This is a genomic window from Rhodothermales bacterium (assembly GCA_039944855.1).
Taxonomy (GTDB): domain Bacteria; phylum Bacteroidota; class Rhodothermia; order Rhodothermales; family JANQRZ01; genus JBBSMX01.
Genome location: JBDUXZ010000016.1, coordinates 113265 through 131589 on the forward strand (window position 1 = coordinate 113265; position 18325 = coordinate 131589).

Annotated in this window: 16 protein-coding genes; 9 read left to right on the forward strand and 7 right to left on the reverse strand. The window is 66.9% G+C overall.

Annotated elements, in window-relative coordinates:
• Positions 1–172: 172 nt before the first annotated feature.
• From hisA to hisB, 5 genes are all read right to left on the reverse strand, one after another.
• Entirely contained in the window at positions 173–979 is an 807-nt protein-coding gene (hisA, locus tag ABJF88_07880; GenBank protein MEP0546835.1) for a 1-(5-phosphoribosyl)-5-[(5-phosphoribosylamino)methylideneamino]imidazole-4-carboxamide isomerase, read from the reverse strand.
• A 54-nt stretch (positions 980–1033) separates the two neighbouring features.
• On the reverse strand, positions 1034–1666 hold the full coding sequence (gene hisH, locus ABJF88_07885) for an imidazole glycerol phosphate synthase subunit HisH (protein ID MEP0546836.1): 633 nt from the start codon (positions 1664–1666) through the stop codon (positions 1034–1036).
• A gap of 4 nt (positions 1667–1670) precedes the next feature.
• Positions 1671–2492 (reverse strand): pyrroline-5-carboxylate reductase, encoded by an 822-nt coding sequence (proC, locus tag ABJF88_07890; protein MEP0546837.1) that lies wholly within the window; start codon positions 2490–2492, stop codon positions 1671–1673.
• A 92-nt stretch (positions 2493–2584) separates the two neighbouring features.
• Entirely contained in the window at positions 2585–3199 is a 615-nt protein-coding gene (locus tag ABJF88_07895; GenBank protein MEP0546838.1) for a Uma2 family endonuclease, read from the reverse strand.
• A gap of 51 nt (positions 3200–3250) precedes the next feature.
• Entirely contained in the window at positions 3251–3847 is a 597-nt protein-coding gene (gene hisB, locus ABJF88_07900) for an imidazoleglycerol-phosphate dehydratase HisB (protein MEP0546839.1), read from the reverse strand.
• Between the two features lie 233 nt (positions 3848–4080).
• Between hisB and ABJF88_07905 the strand changes: the two genes are divergently transcribed.
• Complete coding sequence (locus ABJF88_07905) at positions 4081–6213, forward strand: ATP-dependent DNA helicase RecQ (protein MEP0546840.1); 2133 nt, start codon at positions 4081–4083, stop codon at positions 6211–6213.
• Between the two features lie 18 nt (positions 6214–6231).
• Here the strand turns inward: ABJF88_07905 and ABJF88_07910 are convergent, their stop codons facing one another.
• Both ABJF88_07910 and ABJF88_07915 read right to left on the reverse strand, forming a co-directional pair.
• Positions 6232–7026, reverse strand: a complete 795-nt coding sequence (locus tag ABJF88_07910; GenBank protein ID MEP0546841.1) for a TIGR02757 family protein — start codon at positions 7024–7026, stop codon at positions 6232–6234.
• Positions 7027–7087: 61 nt separating this feature from the next.
• Complete coding sequence (locus ABJF88_07915) at positions 7088–7459, reverse strand: DUF4342 domain-containing protein (protein MEP0546842.1); 372 nt, start codon at positions 7457–7459, stop codon at positions 7088–7090.
• A gap of 462 nt (positions 7460–7921) precedes the next feature.
• Here ABJF88_07915 and ABJF88_07920 point away from each other — a divergent pair, with 462 nt between their 5' ends.
• The 8 genes from ABJF88_07920 to ABJF88_07955 all read left to right on the forward strand — a co-directional run bounded on the left by ABJF88_07920 (position 7922) and on the right by ABJF88_07955 (position 18186).
• Positions 7922–8368: a hypothetical protein gene (locus ABJF88_07920; GenBank protein ID MEP0546843.1), complete on the forward strand. Its 447-nt coding sequence runs from the start codon at positions 7922–7924 to the stop codon at positions 8366–8368.
• A 313-nt stretch (positions 8369–8681) separates the two neighbouring features.
• Entirely contained in the window at positions 8682–10694 is a 2013-nt protein-coding gene (locus tag ABJF88_07925; protein MEP0546844.1) for an LTA synthase family protein, read from the forward strand.
• A 218-nt stretch (positions 10695–10912) separates the two neighbouring features.
• Complete coding sequence (locus ABJF88_07930) at positions 10913–11323, forward strand: hypothetical protein (GenBank protein MEP0546845.1); 411 nt, start codon at positions 10913–10915, stop codon at positions 11321–11323.
• A gap of 66 nt (positions 11324–11389) precedes the next feature.
• Positions 11390–12742 carry a type II secretion system F family protein gene (locus ABJF88_07935; GenBank protein MEP0546846.1) on the forward strand — a complete coding sequence of 451 codons (1353 nt, stop codon included), beginning with the start codon at positions 11390–11392 and terminating at the stop codon, positions 12740–12742.
• Positions 12743–12919: 177 nt separating this feature from the next.
• Positions 12920–15025 (forward strand): ATPase, T2SS/T4P/T4SS family, encoded by a 2106-nt coding sequence (locus ABJF88_07940; protein MEP0546847.1) that lies wholly within the window; start codon positions 12920–12922, stop codon positions 15023–15025.
• A 247-nt stretch (positions 15026–15272) separates the two neighbouring features.
• Positions 15273–15923 carry a hypothetical protein gene (locus ABJF88_07945; protein MEP0546848.1) on the forward strand — a complete coding sequence of 217 codons (651 nt, stop codon included), beginning with the start codon at positions 15273–15275 and terminating at the stop codon, positions 15921–15923.
• A gap of 10 nt (positions 15924–15933) precedes the next feature.
• The gene (locus ABJF88_07950) at positions 15934–16659 is read left to right on the forward strand and encodes a hypothetical protein (GenBank protein ID MEP0546849.1); all 726 of its coding nucleotides are present in this window, start codon (positions 15934–15936) and stop codon (positions 16657–16659) included.
• Between the two features lie 75 nt (positions 16660–16734).
• Positions 16735–18186, forward strand: a complete 1452-nt coding sequence (locus ABJF88_07955) for a hypothetical protein (protein ID MEP0546850.1) — start codon at positions 16735–16737, stop codon at positions 18184–18186.
• Positions 18187–18325 lie beyond the last annotated feature (139 nt).

Here is an 18325-nt window from a genome sequence, read left to right on the forward strand (position 1 = left end):
TCACGACCGGCAACGCAAGACGTGGGAATTGGCGATGCGCCCATCCCGTGTCATCCTGAGCGGAGAGCGCGTTAGCAAACGGAGCCGAGGGATCTCGACGTTGCCGCTGCCTTTCAGATCCTTCGGCGGGCTCAGGATGACAAAAAGACGAGTGACAAAAGACAGAGCACGGTCAGTCGCAGTCGGCGTCAGGCTGCGCCATTTTCGCCGTTGAGTAGCGGTCGAGGTCGACCTCGGTCTTGCGGTGCCAGCACCAGAATTGCTGGCACGGAAACTTGTTCTCGTAGAGCGCGCGCCCGACGATCACGGAGTCAACGCCGAGCGGGCTCAGCTCTTGGAGGCGGAGGAGGTCGCGGTAGCCGGAGACGCCGCCGGACGCGGTGACGCGCGCCTTCGTGAGCGCCGTCCCGAGCGCGCGGTAGGCCTCGACGTTCGGCCCGTCGAGCATCCCGTCGCGGGCGATGTCGGTGTAGACGATGCGCCGGACGCCGCGCCGCTCCATGTCGAGCGCGAGGTCCACGGCGTCGACGCCGCTGCCTTTCTCCCAGCCCTCAACGCGGACTTCGCCGTCCTTCGCATCGATGCCCACGACGATCCGGCTGCACGAGTGCTTCGCCACGGCCTCCTCGACGAGGTCCGGGTTGCGGACGGCCGCGGTCCCGAGCACGACGCGGTACACCCCCGCGTCGATGAGAGCGTCGACATCGTCCATCGTCCGGACGCCGCCGCCGACCTGCACAGGAATGTCGAGCGCCTCGGCGATCTCGTGGATGATCGCGCGGTTGGAGGTCGCCTCGCCGTCCTTCGTGCGCGCTGCGTCGAGGTCGACAAGGTGGAGGACGCGGGCGTTCTGCACGCGCCACAGCTTCGCCATCTTGACGGGGTCGTCGAAGTAGACGGTCTCGTCTTCGTAGTTGCCCTGCCGGAGGCGGACGCAGTGGCCGCCGCGGAGGTCGATAGCGGGGATGACGAGCAGCATGGGATCGGGAGGCGGGGGAGCGGGGGGAAGCGTGCTGTCGAGGCGTTCAACGCCTCATTCCACGGCTCGGTCCGCGAAGTTCCGAAGCAGCCGGAGCCCGGCCGCCTGGCTCTTCTCGGGGTGGAACTGCACGCCGGCGACGTTCCCGCGCTGGACAACGGCGGGGAAGCGCTCGCCGTACTCCGTCTCGCCGAGCACGTCGGCGGCGTCGGCGGGCGCGGCGTGGTACGAGTGGACGAAATAGAAGTGCGCCTCGTCGGCGAGGCCGTCGAAGAGCGGGTGGGGACGGGTGGCACGGACCGTATTCCAGCCCATGTGCGGCACCTTCAGCGGGCGGCCCTTCTCGGAACCACGCGCCCCGTCGAAGCGGACGACGCGGCCGGGCAGCAGCCCGAGGCCTGCGTGCTCGCCCATCTCCTCGCTCGCCTCGAAGAGGAGCTGCATCCCGACGCACACGCCGAGGAGCGGCGTCCCGGCCTCGGCCGCCGCGCGCACCGGCTCCCACAGCCCGCGCTGCCTCAACTCGTCCGCGCAGGCCCCGAACGCGCCGACGCCGGGGAGCACAAGCTTGTCGGCCCGTGCGATGTCGTCGGGATTCCCGCTGCGCACCGGCTCCGCGCCGACGGCCTGGAACGCCTTTTCGAGCGAGCGGATATTCCCGATCCCGTAGTCGATGAGGAGGAGCATCGGGTCAGCGGAGTTCGCTCAGCTCTTTCGAGCGGGCGGTGGCGGTGGCGACGGCGTTGATGAGCATGGTTCGCAGCCCGTGCGCTTCGAGGTCGGCGACGGCGGCGATCGCGGTGCCGCCGGGCGTCGTGACTTCGTCGCGGAGGATGGCGGGGTGCTTGCCCGTTTCTAGCACGAGCTTGGCCGCGCCGAAGACGGTCTGCGCCGCGAGGCGGAGCGAGGTCGGGCGCGGGATGCCCTGCTTCACGCCGCCGTCGGTGAGGGCTTCGATCACCATATAAATGTAGGCCGGGCCGCTGCCGGAGAGTCCCGTCACAGCGTCCATCAGTTCCTCCGGCACCTCGTCGACCATGCCGACGGCCCCGAAGATCTCGTGCGCGATCCCGACGTGGTGCGGCGTGGCGAAGCGCCCGGCCGCGATCGCCGTCGCGCCCTCGTCGACGAGGGCAGGCGTGTTCGGCATCGCACGGATCACGGCGATCTCGGCTCCGAGCGTGTGGAGGATCGTCTCCGTCGTCGTTCCCGCGAGAACGGAGATGACGACGGCGTCCTCCGCGACGTGGCCCCGGATTGTTTCGAGCACGCCGATGGCCTGGTACGGTTTGACGGCGAGGATGACGACGCTTGCGCCGTCGACGGCGGCGACGTTGTCCGTTCCGGTGTGGATGCCGGGGAACTGCTCGGCGAGGGCGTCGAGGGCCGCGGTGCTGCGGCGCGTTACGCGGACCTGGTCGGGCTCGAATTCGTCGCCGCGGAGCATCCCGCCGAGGAGCGCGCGCCCGATGTTGCCGGTCCCGAGGATGGCGACGGTCTGGTTTTTTAGCACGGAACGAGGGGTCGGTGAAAGGGAGACGGAACGTACCGTCGCCGCGCGCGCGTGGCCCACACTCCCGGATGAAGAATCGCCCGTTTCTCGCTCTATCGCCCGAGTATATCGGCGACGGGGATGCCCGGCAGATCCGGCAGCGCGGCGACGGTCAGCGTGTGGCCCGGCGTCATTCGGACGATGTCGACGTAGTCCTCGTCGCCCGGTTCGCGACACACCTCGACGTAGCCGTCGGTGAGGTACACGATCCACACTTCGGCGATACCGAATGCGGCGTAGAGCGGGCGCTTGACCCGGCGGTCCACCTCCGCCGACGAATCGGCGACCTCGATGACGAGCAGCACGTCCTCCGGCGTCGGGACGCGGTCCTGCGGTGCATCGGGCCGGAGGAGCGCAAGGTCCGGCTCGGGCTCGTTCCGATGCCCGAGGTGGATCGAGTTCTGCACGCTGAGACGCGCTTGGGGCTCGTCGCGGGCGTAGAGGCGGCGGGCGAAAAGCTCAGTGATGCGGTTGACGGCGTGGAGGTGCGGCGGGCCGATGGGGGACATGGTGACGATGCGTCCGTTGATGAGTTCGACGCGGTCGTCCTCGGTGAGCACGCCGGCGCGGGCGAGGGCGTGGTATTCCTCCGCCGTGAACAGGCGCTCGCGGGGGGCGAGGGCAAGCACGGCGGCGGCCGAATCGATGAGGGCGGGCGAATCGTGCATGGCGACGGTCGGCGGGTTCGCAGCTACAACGCGGGGCCGGACGGGGGGTTGCTACAGCGTGCCCTTCGTGGACGGCATGGCGGCGTTGGCGGTGTCACGGCGAACGGCGTGGCGGAGGGCGCGGGCGGCGGCTTTGAAGAGGGCCTCGGCGCGGTGGTGGTCGTTCCCGCCGTAGAGGACCGCGAGGTGGAGGTTCATGCGGGCGTGCTCGGCGAGGCTGTAGAAGAAGTGCCGCACCATCTCCGTCGAGAGGTCGCCGACGGTGGCGCGGTCGAAGGCGGCGTCGAACACGAGATAGAACCGGCCGGAGAGATCGACGGCGCAGCGGGCGAGCGTCTCGTCCATCGGCACGAGCGCGTCGCCGTAGCGGTTGACGTGGGCCTTGTCGCCGAGCGCTTCGGCGAACGCCTGCCCGAGCGCGATGCCGACATCCTCGACGGTGTGGTGGTCGTCCACGTGGAGGTCGCCTTCGCAGCGGACGGTGAGGCCGAAGCCGCCGTGACGGGCGAAGAGGTCGAGCATGTGATCGAGGAAGCCAACGCCCGTGGCGTTGTCGTAGTCGCCGCCGTCGAGCGCAAGGTCGACGGAGACGCGGGTTTCGGCGGTGGCGCGCTCGACGCGGGCGGAGCGAGGGGAGAAGGGGGCCATGCGGAATCGGTCGGGTGAAGGGGGCAGAATACGTGGAGCCACGACGCCGTCGTATAAAGAGGGAGAAAATTGGGAGGCATGGCAGCAGGCGGAAACCGGACCTGCTGCGCCCGCTATGAACGAGCGCTGTCAGCCGCGTTTCGTACTCGTGTGTCCGACACCCGGGTCGCTGTCCAGTTACATTCCGTCGTTCCCGCGTGTCTCTCGTTTCCCCCTCGCCTGTGCCTGCCGCCGTGCCGACTGCCGCCCCCGCTTTCACGAATGCCTCCATCGACGACGCGCTCCGCGAGCACTTCGGGTTCGAGTCGCTACGGCGAGGCCAGCGCGAGGCCGTCGCCTCGGTCGTGGCGGGGAAGAACACGCTCGTCGTGATGCCGACGGGGGCGGGGAAGTCGCTCGTCTATCAGCTCTCGGCGTGCCTGCTCGACGGCGTGACGGTCGTGATCTCGCCACTCATCGCGCTGATGAAAGATCAGGTGGACGCGCTCGACCGGCGCGGGATTCCGGCCGTCGCCCTCAACTCGTCGATGCCCGTCGAGCAGCAGCGGGCCGGGCTCGACGCGCTGCGGAGCGGGGCGGTCCGGCTCGTCTACGTCGCGCCCGAGCGGCTCCGCAACAAGTCGTTCCTCCGCGCGCTCGCCGAGGCCCGGGTCGCCCTCCTCGCCGTCGATGAAGCCCACTGCGTGAGTCAGTGGGGCCACGACTTCCGGCCCGACTACCTCCAGATCGCGAAGGCTCGTCACCACATGGGCGACCCGCCGACCGTCGCCCTCACGGCTACGGCGACGCCGCTCGTGCAGGACGACATCCTCGCCACGCTCGACGTCGATCACGCCGAGCGCGTCGTCACCGGCTTCAACCGGCCGAACCTCACGTTCTCCGTCCAGTCCACGCCGTCGGCGAACGACAAGCGCCGCGCGCTGAAGGCCGTGCTCGACGAGCAGACCGGGCCGGGCCTCGTCTACGTCAGCACGCGGAAGCAGTGCGACGACGTGACGCGGTTCATCCGCGACGAGGTCGGTCGCGAGGTGCGTGCGTACCACGCCGGCCTCTCCGACGCCGAGCGGACCGACGTGCAGGACGCGTTTATGACAGGCGGGCTCGACCTCGTCGTCGCGACGAACGCCTTCGGGATGGGCGTGGACCGGGCGGACGTGCGCTTCGTCGTCCACTGGGGGATCCCGTCCACGCTCGAAGCCTACTACCAAGAGGCCGGCCGTGCGGGCCGCGACGACAACCCTTCCGAGGCGCTGCTTCTGTACGCGACGCAGGACGCTTCGCTGCGCGAGTGGTTCATCGACCAGAACGCCCCGTCCGAACGCGACCTCCGCGCGCTCCACCGTCACCTCGCTCGCGAAGCCGGCGGTGGCCTCGCCACCGTCGATCAGGACGCCGTGGCGAGCCGCGTCGATCAGCACCCCGTCGGCGTGCGCGTGGCGATGAGCCTGCTGGAGCGGATGGGCGTGCTGGAGCGCGGCGACGACCAGGGGCCGCTCCGTCAGTACGGTGTCGGGGAGTGGAATGCGGAGCAGGCCGCGCGCGTGCTCGCCTCCTCCGAGAAGCGGCAGAAGGCGAAGCGGCAGGCGCTCTACCGGATGATCCGCTACGCCGAAGCCGACGCCTGCCGCCGTCAGATGGTGCTCGACCACTTCGGCGATCCCGAGCCGCCCGAGGCCGCGCGCTGCTGCGACAACTGCCTCGTCGCTGCCGAGATCGCCGCCGCGCCGAGCGAGGGCGAACTCCCGCCGTTCGCGAGCCTGCCGATGGGGTCGCGCATCGCGCTCGGCCTGCTCGATGCGGCTCAGCGGCTGAAGTGGAGCGTCGGGCGGAAGACGCTCGTGAAGCTGCTCTCGGGCTCCAACGCGAAGGGGATGGACCGCCGCGAGTACACGGAGTCGCCGTACTACGGTCGCCTCGGCTTCATGTCGCAGGACGATATCGACGGGCTCTACAAACAGCTCATCGCGGCGGGCTACCTCAAAGTCGTCGGGGCCGAGTACCCCGTCGTCGAGCTGACGGCGACGGGGCGGCGCGCGCTCGCCCATCGCGAGGCGATTCCGATCGAGATGCCGGTGACGGGGCGCAGCGCGTCCCCCGGCTCCCGGGTCGAGACAGCGGTGCAGGCCCGGCCGCTCGACGAGATCGGCGTGGACCTCCTCGGCGCGCTCAAGGCGTGGCGGACGGAGCAGGCCCACGCGCAGGACGTGCCGCCGTACGTCGTATTCAACGACCGCACGCTCGACGCGATCGCCCGCGCCCGGCCCGACAGCGACGACGCGCTCCTCGCCATCAAAGGCATCGGCCCGGCGAAGCTGGAACGCTACGGCGCGGACGTGCTGCGTCTCGTCGCGGAGGCGGCGGGGTAGCAGGTCCTCGCTTCCGGTTCAGACCAGCAATTCCGCCGGGTGCTCGTGGCCGTAGGCGCCGGAGCCGAAGAGGGCGAAGTCGTAGCGGCACGGGTCCGCCGGGTCGAAGGCGCGGCAGCGCATCGTGAGTTCGAGGGCCGCGCGCCAGTCGTCCTGCTTACGGTCGAGGAGCCCGAGGGCTCGGGCCTGGCGACCGGAATGCACGTCGAGCGGGAGGACGAGCTGGGCCGGGGTGATGCGGGTCCAGAGCCCGAAGTCGACGGGCCCGGGGCGGACCATCCAGCGGAGGTACATGCAGAGCCGCTTGGCGGCGCTGCCGGTGTCGGGGCGGGCGAGGTGCTTGCGGAGTCGAGGCGGCGTGTCCGGCCGGGCGGTCAGCACGCGCTCGCTGAAACCCTGGATGGCGGGGCCGACGTTACGAGCGTCGGGGGGGAGGCGCTCGGCGAACACGGCTTCGAGCGATCCGTGCTCGCGCAGCAAGACGGAAAGCGCGTGCGTCAGCGCGACGGCGTCCGCTGGCTGGAATGTGCGGTGTTTGAACCCGGCGAGCCGAGGGCCATCGCGGTCCGGGTCGAAGTCGCGGACGAACGTGTAGGGGCGGAACCGCATCCGTTCGCAGAGGTCGGCCAGCTTCGCCATGATCGTCACGCGGCGGCCCCACGCGAGGAGGGCGGCGTAGAGCCCGATCACCTCGCGGTCGCGCGCGTCGTCGAAGCCATGCGGGATCGCGATGGGGTCGTCGGCGATGAACGCCCGCCGCTCGTAGCGGTCGACGAGGCCATCGAGGTAGGATTTGAGTGCAGCGTCGGCCATAGAAACGACGTAGGGGCGACCGGCCGGTCGCCCCTACGGGGTCGGGAGGTGGACGGGGGGATCAGCCGATGGTCTTGTCCGGCCCGTCCTTCGGCGTCACGGGCTTCGACGCCGGCGTCTCGGTCGGCTTCCCGGAGACGTGGTCGGCATCGGGGTCGCGCTCGACGACGATCGTCACGTCGGTCAGGAGGGCGGCGAGGGCGCCGAGGGCCGCGAGCACGGGGGAGAGCAGGACGGCGGCCGCGCCGGCCCCGACACCCACCGTCATCGGGACTTCGAGGAGGACGCGGTCCTCCTTCTTAATGCGGATGTGGCGGACGTTACCCTCTTCGATCAGGTCGCGCACGCGGTCCACGAGCTGGTTGCCCGCGAGCTTGATCTCTTCAATGGCCTCGCTAGCTTTCTTCGAGGGGGAGTTAGGGTTCTTGCTCATGATAGGATGTCGAGTAGATGGGGAGAGGTCCCGCCGCGCACCCGGGCGGAGAGGAGAAGGTGGTGCGAGAAGCACGGCGGGACGCGCCGAATGGTTCCGAGTAACTCCGCTGCCGGTGCGGTCGAAACCGTATCAAGTCATTACAAAAAGGAACCGGGCCGGGCGACTTTTCCGGTTCGGACGAGCGGGCGGGGCACCGAGAGAAGGGCGTCGAATCAGATTAGCGAGTCGGATCGGAGCGAAAATGCGCGCTAAACGGAGAGGTGGAGGGGGAGAGGCCGAGGTTCCGGTGTGGCGCGGACGGTTCGGGCACGGCCCATGCTAAAGGGAAGGCAGAGCGCGAATGGGAGCACGCCGTATCGGTCGCCATCCGCAACACTCACTCCACATAACCCGGAGCGCCAGTCGTACAGCGGCGTGCTCCAGCAGGAACCAACCAACCAACTTTAAGAGGTATCCCCCATGGGTCAGCAGCAACTCCTCCTCCTCGTCCTCGGCATCGTCATCGTCGGCCTCGCGGTCGTCGTCGGCATCCAGGCCTTCGGCGAGAACCAGAAGAAAGCCAACTCCGATGCCATCGTCAACGACGCCGTCCGCATCGCCTCCGACGCGCAGGCGTGGAAGCTGAAGCCCGCCGCCTTCGGTGGCGGTTCCAATGAGACGGGCATGGAGAACTTCTCGCTCGCCCAGGTCGGCTACACGGTGTCGAGCGGTGTCTACTCCAACCTCAATGGCGACTTCGAAGTCACCGCGTCCACGACGAGCCTGATCATCGAAGGCACGAACGATGACAACGACAACGAGGTCCAGGTCGGTGTCTTCGGTACCACTCCTGAGTGCATCGCCACCGCAGTCGGCGCGATCGGCAGCGTGACCTCGCCTACCGCCCCCAGCGGGTGTGCGTTCTAAGGCCCAGGATGCTGCATGAACTTGGCGGCATCTCTGTCGGGCTTCGGTCCGATGGGGATGCCGCCTTCGCATTTTACCCCGCTTAGTACTTCTGCCGCTCATGTCTGTGCGTCCTCGTCTCCCCGTTTCTCCGTGCTCTGCGCGCAACGCGCTGTGTCCAACGCTGCGGCAGCGCGAAGTAGCGTACCAACTCCGGCTCCTGTTCGTCCCTGTCGCGCTGGTCGTCATGGTGGGTCGCCTGATTGAATACACATTCGTGGTCAACCTGGCACCCCACGATGTTGCGACGTTGCTGGTCAATAATCTTCCTGCCTTGACGCTGCTGATCGCCGTCTTCGTGACCGGGTTCATTGCGCTCAGTGTGCGGCTTCAGGGCCGCCATCCCCTCGTCACCGGGATAGCGGGAGTTGCATTTGCGGTGGCCGTGTTCGTCGGGGGGGCGTTCCTGCTTCCGTGGTGGGTCAAGGGATGGGTGTCAGGGAGGACGTTTAGCTATCTCCGCTGGGACTTGCTGGCGGTGCTGGCGGCGTTCTTGTTCAGCACAGCGATTCTTACGTATGTCCGCGGGGTGGGGCAGAGAGTGGCTCAAGGGGCGATAGGCTTGGCGGCGTTGGTCTGGGTGCTCTTCTACCTCGTTGAAGCTAGCGTCCTCGCCACAACGGGGATCGCGGGGAGCTATTTCATGCTGCAGGATCTCGTGGTGCGGCCGTTCGAAGTACTCCCCCTACTCGTCAGCGAGCTCGAATGGGTGCATGTTGCCATCCTCGGAGGCCCGCTCGTGACGGTGCTCTCCGCTCCGCATGTGGCGCGGCTATGCTCCCAAGCGAGCGCTCCGGGTAGGCAGAGAGCCGTGATTCAGGACCGCTACGGCATGAGGCGTATGTGGTGGGTAGGAGGGGCGTTTGCCGCCCTCGTGGCGTTCGCCCCCGTCTCGTCCGAGATCCCCGTCGAGACCTCGATGAGCCGCTTCGTCCAGATGGCATCCTATGAGATCGCGGGCGAGGAGGCCGCCCTCTCGCCGAACGGCGTAGAGGGATTCGATACGCGAAGCCTCTACCTCGCTGCGACGGACAGCACCCGGGCGAAGAACGTAGTCGTCATCGTGATGGAATCGATCCGCAGCCGATCGATGAGCCTCTACAACGACGAACTCGATACGACTCCGTTTCTGGACTCGCTCGCCCGCTACAGCCTCGTGGCCGAGCGCTTCTACACACCCGTGTCCTACACGAACAAGTCGATTGTGAGCCTGTTTGGGGGGATTTATCCCGGCCCGGAAGGCTACCTGCTCGAGGGCGAAGCCTTGCCCGGAGGCATTCCAGCGCGGGGTCTCCCATCTCTCCTCGACGATCACGGGTACCGCAGCGCGTTCTTCACCCCCGCCATCATGGCGTTCGAGCGCAAAGACGTCATCTTAGCCAACCTCGGATTCGACGAGATGTACGGGGACAGCAGCTACCCCAAAGCGGGGTTCGCCCAGAAAGCGTACTTCGGATACGAAGACCGAGTCGCGCTCGACGCCACCCTCGACTGGGTCGAGGACGCCGACGTTTCGGGCGAGCCGTTCTTGCTCGGGCTCCTGACCCTTTCTTCGCATCACCCCTATGACTTGCCGCCATCTTTCGAGACGCGTCCATACGGGACCGGCGACCCGGATCTTGAGGCGTACCTCAACTCCATTCGTTACACGGATAGCTTCGTCCGAGATCTGATGGCCGGGTTCGAGAAGCGCGGACTCCTCGACAAAACGGTATTCATCGTGGTCGGCGATCATGGCGAGGCCTTCGGCGAGCACAGCCAGCGGATGCACGGCGATGTGTTGTGGGACGAGGCGCTTCAGATCCCCGCGCTCGTGTACGCTCCGGGGATCGTCCCAGCCGGACGCATCTCCGGCGCCCGATCCAGCATCGATATCGTACCGACCGTCTTGGACGTGCTCAACCTCGATGCACAGGGGGCGACTCTGCCTGGCGTGTCTCTCCTCGAACCCAATCCGGCTGACCGCACGCTCTTCCACGCCTGCCGAAATGCGAGAGCCGGGCTGGCTGTCAGGAAGGATTCGCTGAAGTACGTCTACTGGATTCGCAGGCCGACTCAGGTCTTCAACACGGCACAGGACCCGGAAGAACGGTTCGACATCGCTGCAGATATCCCGCACGAGCAGGTCAGGCGGGTGGAGTCCGAGGCCCGCACGTGGTACTTCTACAACGAGCAGGCATACGAAGCGGCGCGGGTGGATGCCGCGTTCAGAAAGGAAGACCGGCTGGCATGGCGTTCGGAAAACGAGGCGCGCTACGAGCGGGCGAAGTATTGGCAGGAAGAGTGACGGCGGCGTCAACGCAGGGCGGTTGGTGCGGTTCGAGGGCGGGGTAGGGCAGGCCGGCGCAGCTTCACTGCCGGGCGTTGAGTCAGTCGCTTTGGCAATGAACTTGCCCTATGGTCGATATCCCTGCTCCCAGGCCCTGAAAGGGGGATTCGAGCGGGACTTCATCACGAAAGGAACCGCCGCCGGTCGATTCTTTCCACTAGCATCCAACACACCTTATGGGCCAGCAACAACTCCTCCTCCTCGTCATAGGGGTCATCCTCGTCGGGCTCGCCGTCATGGCCGGGCTAACAGCGATTCAGACGCACATCCGGCAGGATGAGGCCGACGGCCTCGTGGACCGCTCCCTCGCGATCGCGACGTACGCCTACTACTGGAAGTCACGGAATGACCCGTTCGCCGGCGGCGACCAGTCGTACGAGAACCTCGCAACGAACGGGATGGGCACGCTCTCGCTCGATACGGCGACGGTCCGGGGTCGCTTCGACATCACGAATGCGTGGCCGGACTCCGTCGAGATCACGGCCGTCAGCTCGCGCTACCCCGACATCGGTGTGCGCATCGTCGTCGACCAGTACAACATCAAGCGGACGACGGTCCGTTTCGACGGCACGTTTGCACTGAACTAGCCCGCGCCGTCTTGGCTCTCACATGGAGCCGCCCCCCTTTCCGCCAGAACCACACGACACACCGCCATGGGAGAGTTTCGATTCAGCGGGCTGAGCACGGCCGGGCAACCGGTGCAGGGCACCGTGTTTGCCCCCAACAAGCGGACGGCGCACAAGAAGGTCGCCGACCTCGCCGACCGCCACAAGTTCACGCTCCGCGACCTCGACGAGCGCGTGTTCTTCCGCTACAAGATCAAGCACCCGAGCGGGAAGGTCGTCACCGGGGAGCAGAAGGCGTTCTCGTCGGAGGAGATCGAGTCGGCGCTCTCGCGGATGGGGATGGAGGTGCTCTCCGTCCAGAAGAAGCTCTTCAACACGCAGCGGCCCCCGCCGAACCAGGACGTCATCATGTTCGTCCGCCTCGCGGCCAACCTCCTCTCGGAGAAGATGCCGTTCAACGAGGTGCTCAACCTCCTCACGGCCGACATCTCTTCGGCGGCGCTGAAGCAGACGATCCGTGACATCAACTCTGACCTCAAGGGCGGCATCGAGGCCAAGCAGGCCTTCATGAAGCACCAGGACAAGCTCGGCAAGTTCACGGCCTACATGCTCGGCGTGGCGTCGCAGTCCGGCAACATGAGCGAGATCTACGAGGCTACGGCCAAATTCCTCGAGCGGCGCGACGAGTTCAAGAAGAGCATCCGCTCGTCGATGATCATGCCGGCGGTGACGATCCTCGCGACGCTCGGCGTGTTCATCTGGTACATCTGGTACATCGTCCCCGCTACCGCCGGCCTCTTCGCCGACTTCAAAGGCATCGAGCTCCCGCCGCTGACTGCGGCCTCGCTCGTGCTCGCGGACTGGCTCGACCACAACATGATGTGGCTCCTGCTCGGGATCGCGGCCGTCGTGGGCGGTATCGTCGCCTTCCTGCGGAGCCCGAAGGGGACGTTCCTCGCGCACAAGCACATGATTCGGATGCCCATCATGGGCAGCCTCCTGCACAAACTCAACATCGAGGTGTTCAGCCGCGTCTTCGCGATCCTCTACTCGGGGAGTGGGCAGAACATCGAGGTCATCAAGGTGGCCGCCGAGGCATGCGGTAACTCATACATCGAGCACCGCGTGAAGACGGTGACGATCCCGATGATGGTGGCGCAGGGTGCCGACCTCGTCCGCGGGATGGAGGCCGCCGGCGTCTTCACCCCGATGGCGATTGCCCGCTTCCGCACGGGCTCCGAGACCGGGGCCGTGCGCAAGAGCGCGCAGCAGATGGCCGACTACTACGAGAAGGAGACGACGATGAAGCTGGAGGTGGCGCTCCAGTCGATCCAGACCGTCGTGTCGCTCTTCATTGGCATCATCGTGGCCGGCCTCACCGTGCTCTCGGCCGAAACGGCGCTGATCCGCCCCGGCGCGCAGGACCTCATGGGCCAATAAGCGAAGGAGCGTCTGAGCGGCGGCGGGGTGGGGCGATAGGCCTCGCCTCGCCGCCCCCGCATGAGCCCATCACTAAAACGCGACGTTTGGGTAAAGAAAAGTGCCGCCGCGCCGATACCTGAAAGTGCCCGTGTTGGGTCCCTACGCACGCCTCTCTCTGTCTTAGCACGCCACGCCATGTCCGACAGCCGGAACCCCGACGACTCCTCGCTCAGCACCTTCGGCTTCCGCGTTCAATCCATGATGGACGAGGAGCAGGAGTCGGCCGATGGTTGGGTATCGCTCAACAACCTGAGCGCGCCGGCCGAGCCGCCGTCCAGCGCCCCTGCGCGACACGAGGGGCGCCCGTCTCAGGCGTCGCGCCCGGGCACGCCCGAGTCCGCGCCGGCCGGCAGCCCCCTTCACGGCTCCGACGCCGCCAAGCTGGGCGGCGACGGCGCGAGCACGCCCGCGCAGCCGGCGGCTCCGTCCGCGTACGGTCGGTCGCAGGACCGCGTGATCCAGGCCCTCCTCAGCAAGGGGATGGTCACGCCCCAACTCGTCGAGGAGTCGGCGGAGGCGAAGCGGAAGAGCGCGCTCCGGGAGCCGCTCTGGCGCGTGCTCGCGGACAACCCGAAGGTGGACCGCGACACGGTCTTCGCGCAGGCGGCGCTCACGTACGCTTTCCGCATCGCTCCCGTCAAAGACCGGAAGCCGGAGCCGGATTTCGCTAAGACCGTGCTCGACTCGTTCACCGAGGAGCTGCGCGACGAGCTGATCAACCTGAACATCGCGCCCTACGCGTATGCGCAGGAGCACGGGTCGGGCTTGCTCAAGCTCATCTTCATCACCGACGACCCGATGCGGCCGGACCTCCAGCGGCTGATGCACGCGCTGGACCTCGACCGCTTCGAGATGTCGTACGCCCCGCGCATCGTCGTGCGCGGCGTGCTGGAGAAGGCGTACCCGCGGAAGAACGTCTACCTCGAACGCATCCGCGAGGACGAAGGCGACCAGGCCGCCGTCGACTTCGGGATGAGCTTCGAGAACAAGGAGAACAAGCTGCTCGACGAGGAGGCGCTCGAGGCGGAGATCAGCCGGAGCTCGCTTATCAACCTCGTCGAGGCCCTCCTCATCGAGTCGGTGCGGATGGGCGCGAGTGACATCCACGTCTATCCGAATGCCAAGCGCAAGATCGAGATCCACTTCCGCGTGGACGGCCGGCTCCAGCGCTGGCACACCGAGGAGAAGGGCCACCCCGAGGCGCTCCTCGCCGTGCTGAAAGACAACGCCATCAACGTGGACCGCTTCGAGCGCGACACGGCGCAGGACGGCTTCATCCAGCGCTGGATCGACGACACCCTCATCCGCTACCGCGTGAGCGTGCTCCCGATCGCGAACGCGAACCCCGACGTCCGCGCCGAGTCCATCGTCATCCGAGTCCTCGACGACCGGAAGGTGATGACGGACCTCTCCAAGCTCGGCCTCCTGCCCTTCGCGCAGGAGCAGTTCAACAAGGCCATCCGCCAGCCCAACGGCATGGTGATCCTCACCGGCCCGACGGGCTCGGGGAAGTCGACGACGCTCGTGGCCGCGCTCAGTCAGGTCGTTAGCCCCGAGGTCAACGTGCTGACGGTCGAGGACCCGGTGGAGTACATGATCCCCGGCGTCCGCCAGATCAAGCTCTCGCACAAGCTCAGTCTCGAGGGCGCCCTCCGCGCCATCCTCCGCCACGACCCCGACATCGTGATGGTCGGCGAGATGCGTGACAAGGACACGGCGGAACTCGGCGTGAAGCTCGCCAACACGGGCCACCTCACGTTCTCCACGCTCCACACAAACGACGCGCCGAGCGCGATCTCGCGTCTCTACAAGATGGGGCTGGAGCCGTTTCTCATCGCCTACGCCATCAACCTTGTCGTCGCCCAGCGGCTCATGCGCACGCTCTGCCCCGATTGCAAGGAGGTCGACGACGACGTGGATGTCGTGCTCGCCAAGCAACTCGGGTTCACGGACGAGATGCTGGCGGACATGACGATCTACCGGGCGGGCAACGACAAGGATTGCGTGGCGTGCAAGGGCCGGGGCTACAAGGGGCGCCGCGCCGTGGCCGAGGCGCTCTACTTCTCGCCCCGCATCCGCGAGATGATCGTCGAGGCCGGCGACACGATCGACGAAGACGGGCTCAAGGCGCAGGCGGTGAAGGAAGGGATGCTGACGCTCCAAGCGTCCGCTCGTGAGCTCGTCAAGATGCACGAGACCTCGCTCGACGAGATGCTCCGCGTGACGGCCGGCGACGTGTGAGTCGCGTCGCCCGTGCCTGTCGGTCGGGGTAGAAACGTCCACCCAGGGACCGTTTCGTAACGAATCCCGTGTGCGGCGAAGGGCTGTCTCGGAGGCGGGCCGATCAGCGCAAACAGTGGGGCGGAGGTTCCGGTGGCGCAGGGTTACAGAATGGAGTTCAGAACCTGTGGGGGTTCTAAAACAGCGACATAGGTACGGTTGTCGCTTGATCGAGGGCTACCCGCATTGAATCTCAACGCCCCACGACATGCCGCAGACGCTCCTCGGTCTCCTCGCTCTCGCGATCCTGACGCAGCTGACGTTCAGCCAGCAGCAGGTGACGATGAAGTCGTACCAGAACCAGCTCCGCGACGAGTTCAGCGTGGCCGCCTCGGGCATGCTCATGGAGGCGATGGAGCTCCTCGCCGCCCGCCCCTTCGACTCCGCGACGACACCGGGAGAGGTGCTCAGCCACGGGTTCCCGGACTCGACCCGGTTCGGCAGCTTGGGGCCGTCCGGGGCTGAAGCCTCCCGAGCCTGCGACCTCTTCGAGATCGACCTCGCGATGTGCAACGACCTCGACGATTTCTCGCGCGAAGACTACTGGTGGCCGGCCGAGGTCGAGCTCAGCAACGGGCACACGCTGCCCTTCGAGGTCCAGGTCAACGTTGACTACGTCCTCGGCGGCGCTCCCGACACGCCCGTCTCTTTCGAGACGACGAACAAGCGCGTCGTGCTCCTCGTGCGGACGCCGCTCCTCCCGAATGAGGGTCCGTTCATCCACCTGGAGCGGGTGATCGCCTACGATCCCAGCAAGGCCGTGGCCGACTGCATCGACGTCAACGCCTCGGTCGTGGACGCCGTTGCGAGGTGCTCCACGGCCCGCTCCGGTGGCCCGCTCCTGCCGCTCCCCTTCTGACGATCGGACCATGACCCTACTCCTCGACAACATCATCGCCTCGATCATCATGGCGACCATCCTCCTCTCGCTGGCGGCGACGCAGCTCCGCGTGCAAGAGGCTGGGATCTCGCAGGTGTCATCTCACTCGGCGAAGAACAAGGCGCTCTCCTTCGGGCAATGGCTCGACGAGGACATCGTCTCGCTCGGCGAGAACGTCATCGACCGGAGCGCGCGCTTCGAGAGCCCGGATACCTCTTCCTACCAGGTCTACACGATCGACGGGAGCGGCACCCGCCAGGAGCGGACGATCACGTACACGACGGAGTGGCGGTTCTACAGCGACCGGCTCGCCGGCAGCATCAAGCAGCGTAAGGCTACGCGCTACAAAATCATCGAGCAGCCGGACCCGCTCGAAGTCGAGCTGAGGGACGGCTCCACGTACGACCGCCCGCTGTTCCAGCTCGAACGCGCGACATCGGGCTGGAAGAACGTCGACCCAGTCACGGACCTCGCCACGTTCGTGGACTCAGACTTCACGGAGGACGGGCGGAGCGTCTCGACGCTCTCGCTCTTCCACATCCAGCTCGTCGACAACAACGGCATCCCGTTCGCCGCGGCGAACCCCGTCGCGGCAGACCAGGCCAGTTTCATCCGGGTCGACTTCACGATGGTGCCCGAGTTCGAGCTACGGCGGGGCTTCCTGCGCGAGCTCTACTGGACGACCACACTCAAGGTGCGCCCGTTCTGGGGCTGACCGCGACCCTACGCCAGCGGGACCCCGTCCCGGAAATACACGCACGCTCAATCCGACCACACACCCCCTACTACCATGGGAAAGGCCGCACTACTCTTAACATTCGGCGCGGCGCTGTTCGTCGCCCAGGGTCTGCTTAGCCAGACCGAAACGGAACGCCACACGGCGCAGAACCAAGGAGACTTCGAGAACGGGGTCGTCGCGCGGGAGATCGCGCGGTCCGGCTTCAACGTCGCGATGGGCATCCTCCGCGACAACGGCAACGACCTCCACGGCGCCATCGCAGCCATCAACATCGACGGCATTGGGAGGAAGTACCTCGAAGGGCAGCACCAGGGGGGGACGTTCCGCGCTCGCGCGGAGCTCGTCAACGGCGAGGTCGTCCGCATCACGTCCGTCGGCTACATCGGCGGCGAGTTTGCCCGCGTGAGCGGCGAGCCTGACGCGGGGTGGTGCCGCGAGGCCGACCCGTTCTCCGGCGAGTACTACAGCGGCGCGTGCCACACGATGTCCGACGTCACCGGCGACAGCCCGATCTACGAGTACGAACTCCCGAGCGGTGATCCCCTCACGGCCAAGCTCGAGTGCGGCAAGCTCGAAGTCGAGTTCATCGACTCGATGGCGGGGTACTGCTCCGCCGTTTACCTCGAGCGCACGCTCCCGCTCGACATCGAGGAGGGCGAGGACCCGAACGCCGGGGACCCCGAGCCCGCCGAGATGATCTTCACCCCGGGCAACAACCGCAACGGCCGCACCTCGACCGTGAGCAAGTACGTCCGGGGCGGGACGCAGATGAACTTCTTCATCGGCGTCGACAAGAACTGCAGCACGCGCGCCACGTCGACCAGCGTCGAGGGCTACCCCCAGTTCACGGGCAGCATCGCGAGCCCGGCGCCGTACGACCACCTCCATTACGCCCTCCAGGAAGAGGTCGGCAAGCTCGGCGACATGAGCGAGACGCCTTGGGCCTTCACCGAGATGCACCCGAGTGGGATCGCGGCCGACGGGTCGGGCAACGTGACGCAGCGCTGGCGGATCGGCTGGGAGGACCAGCACATCACGTCGTGGGACAACCCGAGCTCCAATGACCCCCGCTACAGCCTCCAGGCGCTGAAGAGCCAAGGCTACGACGGCGACGGCTGGCCCTCTGCGGACAGCCGAGGCTACCGCACGCTCCGTGACTACGGCAACCGTCCCGACTTCAGCGACCAGGTGATCGAGGTGAAGCTCGTCGAGGAGTCCGACGTGAGCCTCTGCTATCCCCCCGCGGCCTCCGGCTCTGGCTCCGGCTCTGGCTCCGGCTCCGGCTCTGGCTCAACGCCCGCGCCGACGCCTGCGCCGACACCCGAACCCGAGGCCGAGCCCGCCAACACGTGCCCCTGCCCCGGCAACGGCAACAACAATAAGAAGGTCGCCATCTGGCACCAGCAGGGCGGTGGGAATGGTCAGCAGATCTGCATCTCCGAGAACGCCGTCGACAAGCACCTTGACAAGCACGAGGACCACATCATCTGCCGTGGGAACTGACACGGCAGCCGCGGTCTGAACGTCGAGCGGGGACGGTCCTTCGGGCCGTCCCCGCTTTCGTTTTCTCAGCGCGGGATCGGATCAGGTGGGGACTGGCGGCGCAGGCAATACCTGGCCCGGACGTACACCCAGTGCACGA

Coding starts and splice junctions, on each gene's coding strand:
- hisB (MEP0546839.1), bottom strand. CDS start 3,847: ATGGCCCCCTTCTCCCCTCGCTCCGCCCGCGTCGAGCGCGCCACCGCC.
- ABJF88_07935 (MEP0546846.1), top strand. CDS start 11,390: ATGGGAGAGTTTCGATTCAGCGGGCTGAGCACGGCCGGGCAACCGGTG.
- ABJF88_07910 (MEP0546841.1), bottom strand. CDS start 7,026: ATGGCCGACGCTGCACTCAAATCCTACCTCGATGGCCTCGTCGACCGC.
- ABJF88_07940 (MEP0546847.1), top strand. CDS start 12,920: ATGTCCGACAGCCGGAACCCCGACGACTCCTCGCTCAGCACCTTCGGC.
- ABJF88_07895 (MEP0546838.1), bottom strand. CDS start 3,199: ATGCACGATTCGCCCGCCCTCATCGATTCGGCCGCCGCCGTGCTTGCC.
- ABJF88_07950 (MEP0546849.1), top strand. CDS start 15,934: ATGACCCTACTCCTCGACAACATCATCGCCTCGATCATCATGGCGACC.
- ABJF88_07915 (MEP0546842.1), bottom strand. CDS start 7,459: ATGAGCAAGAACCCTAACTCCCCCTCGAAGAAAGCTAGCGAGGCCATT.
- hisA (MEP0546835.1), bottom strand. CDS start 979: ATGCTGCTCGTCATCCCCGCTATCGACCTCCGCGGCGGCCACTGCGTC.
- ABJF88_07920 (MEP0546843.1), top strand. CDS start 7,922: ATGGGTCAGCAGCAACTCCTCCTCCTCGTCCTCGGCATCGTCATCGTC.
- hisH (MEP0546836.1), bottom strand. CDS start 1,666: ATGCTCCTCCTCATCGACTACGGGATCGGGAATATCCGCTCGCTCGAA.
- ABJF88_07930 (MEP0546845.1), top strand. CDS start 10,913: ATGGGCCAGCAACAACTCCTCCTCCTCGTCATAGGGGTCATCCTCGTC.
- ABJF88_07945 (MEP0546848.1), top strand. CDS start 15,273: ATGCCGCAGACGCTCCTCGGTCTCCTCGCTCTCGCGATCCTGACGCAG.
- ABJF88_07955 (MEP0546850.1), top strand. CDS start 16,735: ATGGGAAAGGCCGCACTACTCTTAACATTCGGCGCGGCGCTGTTCGTC.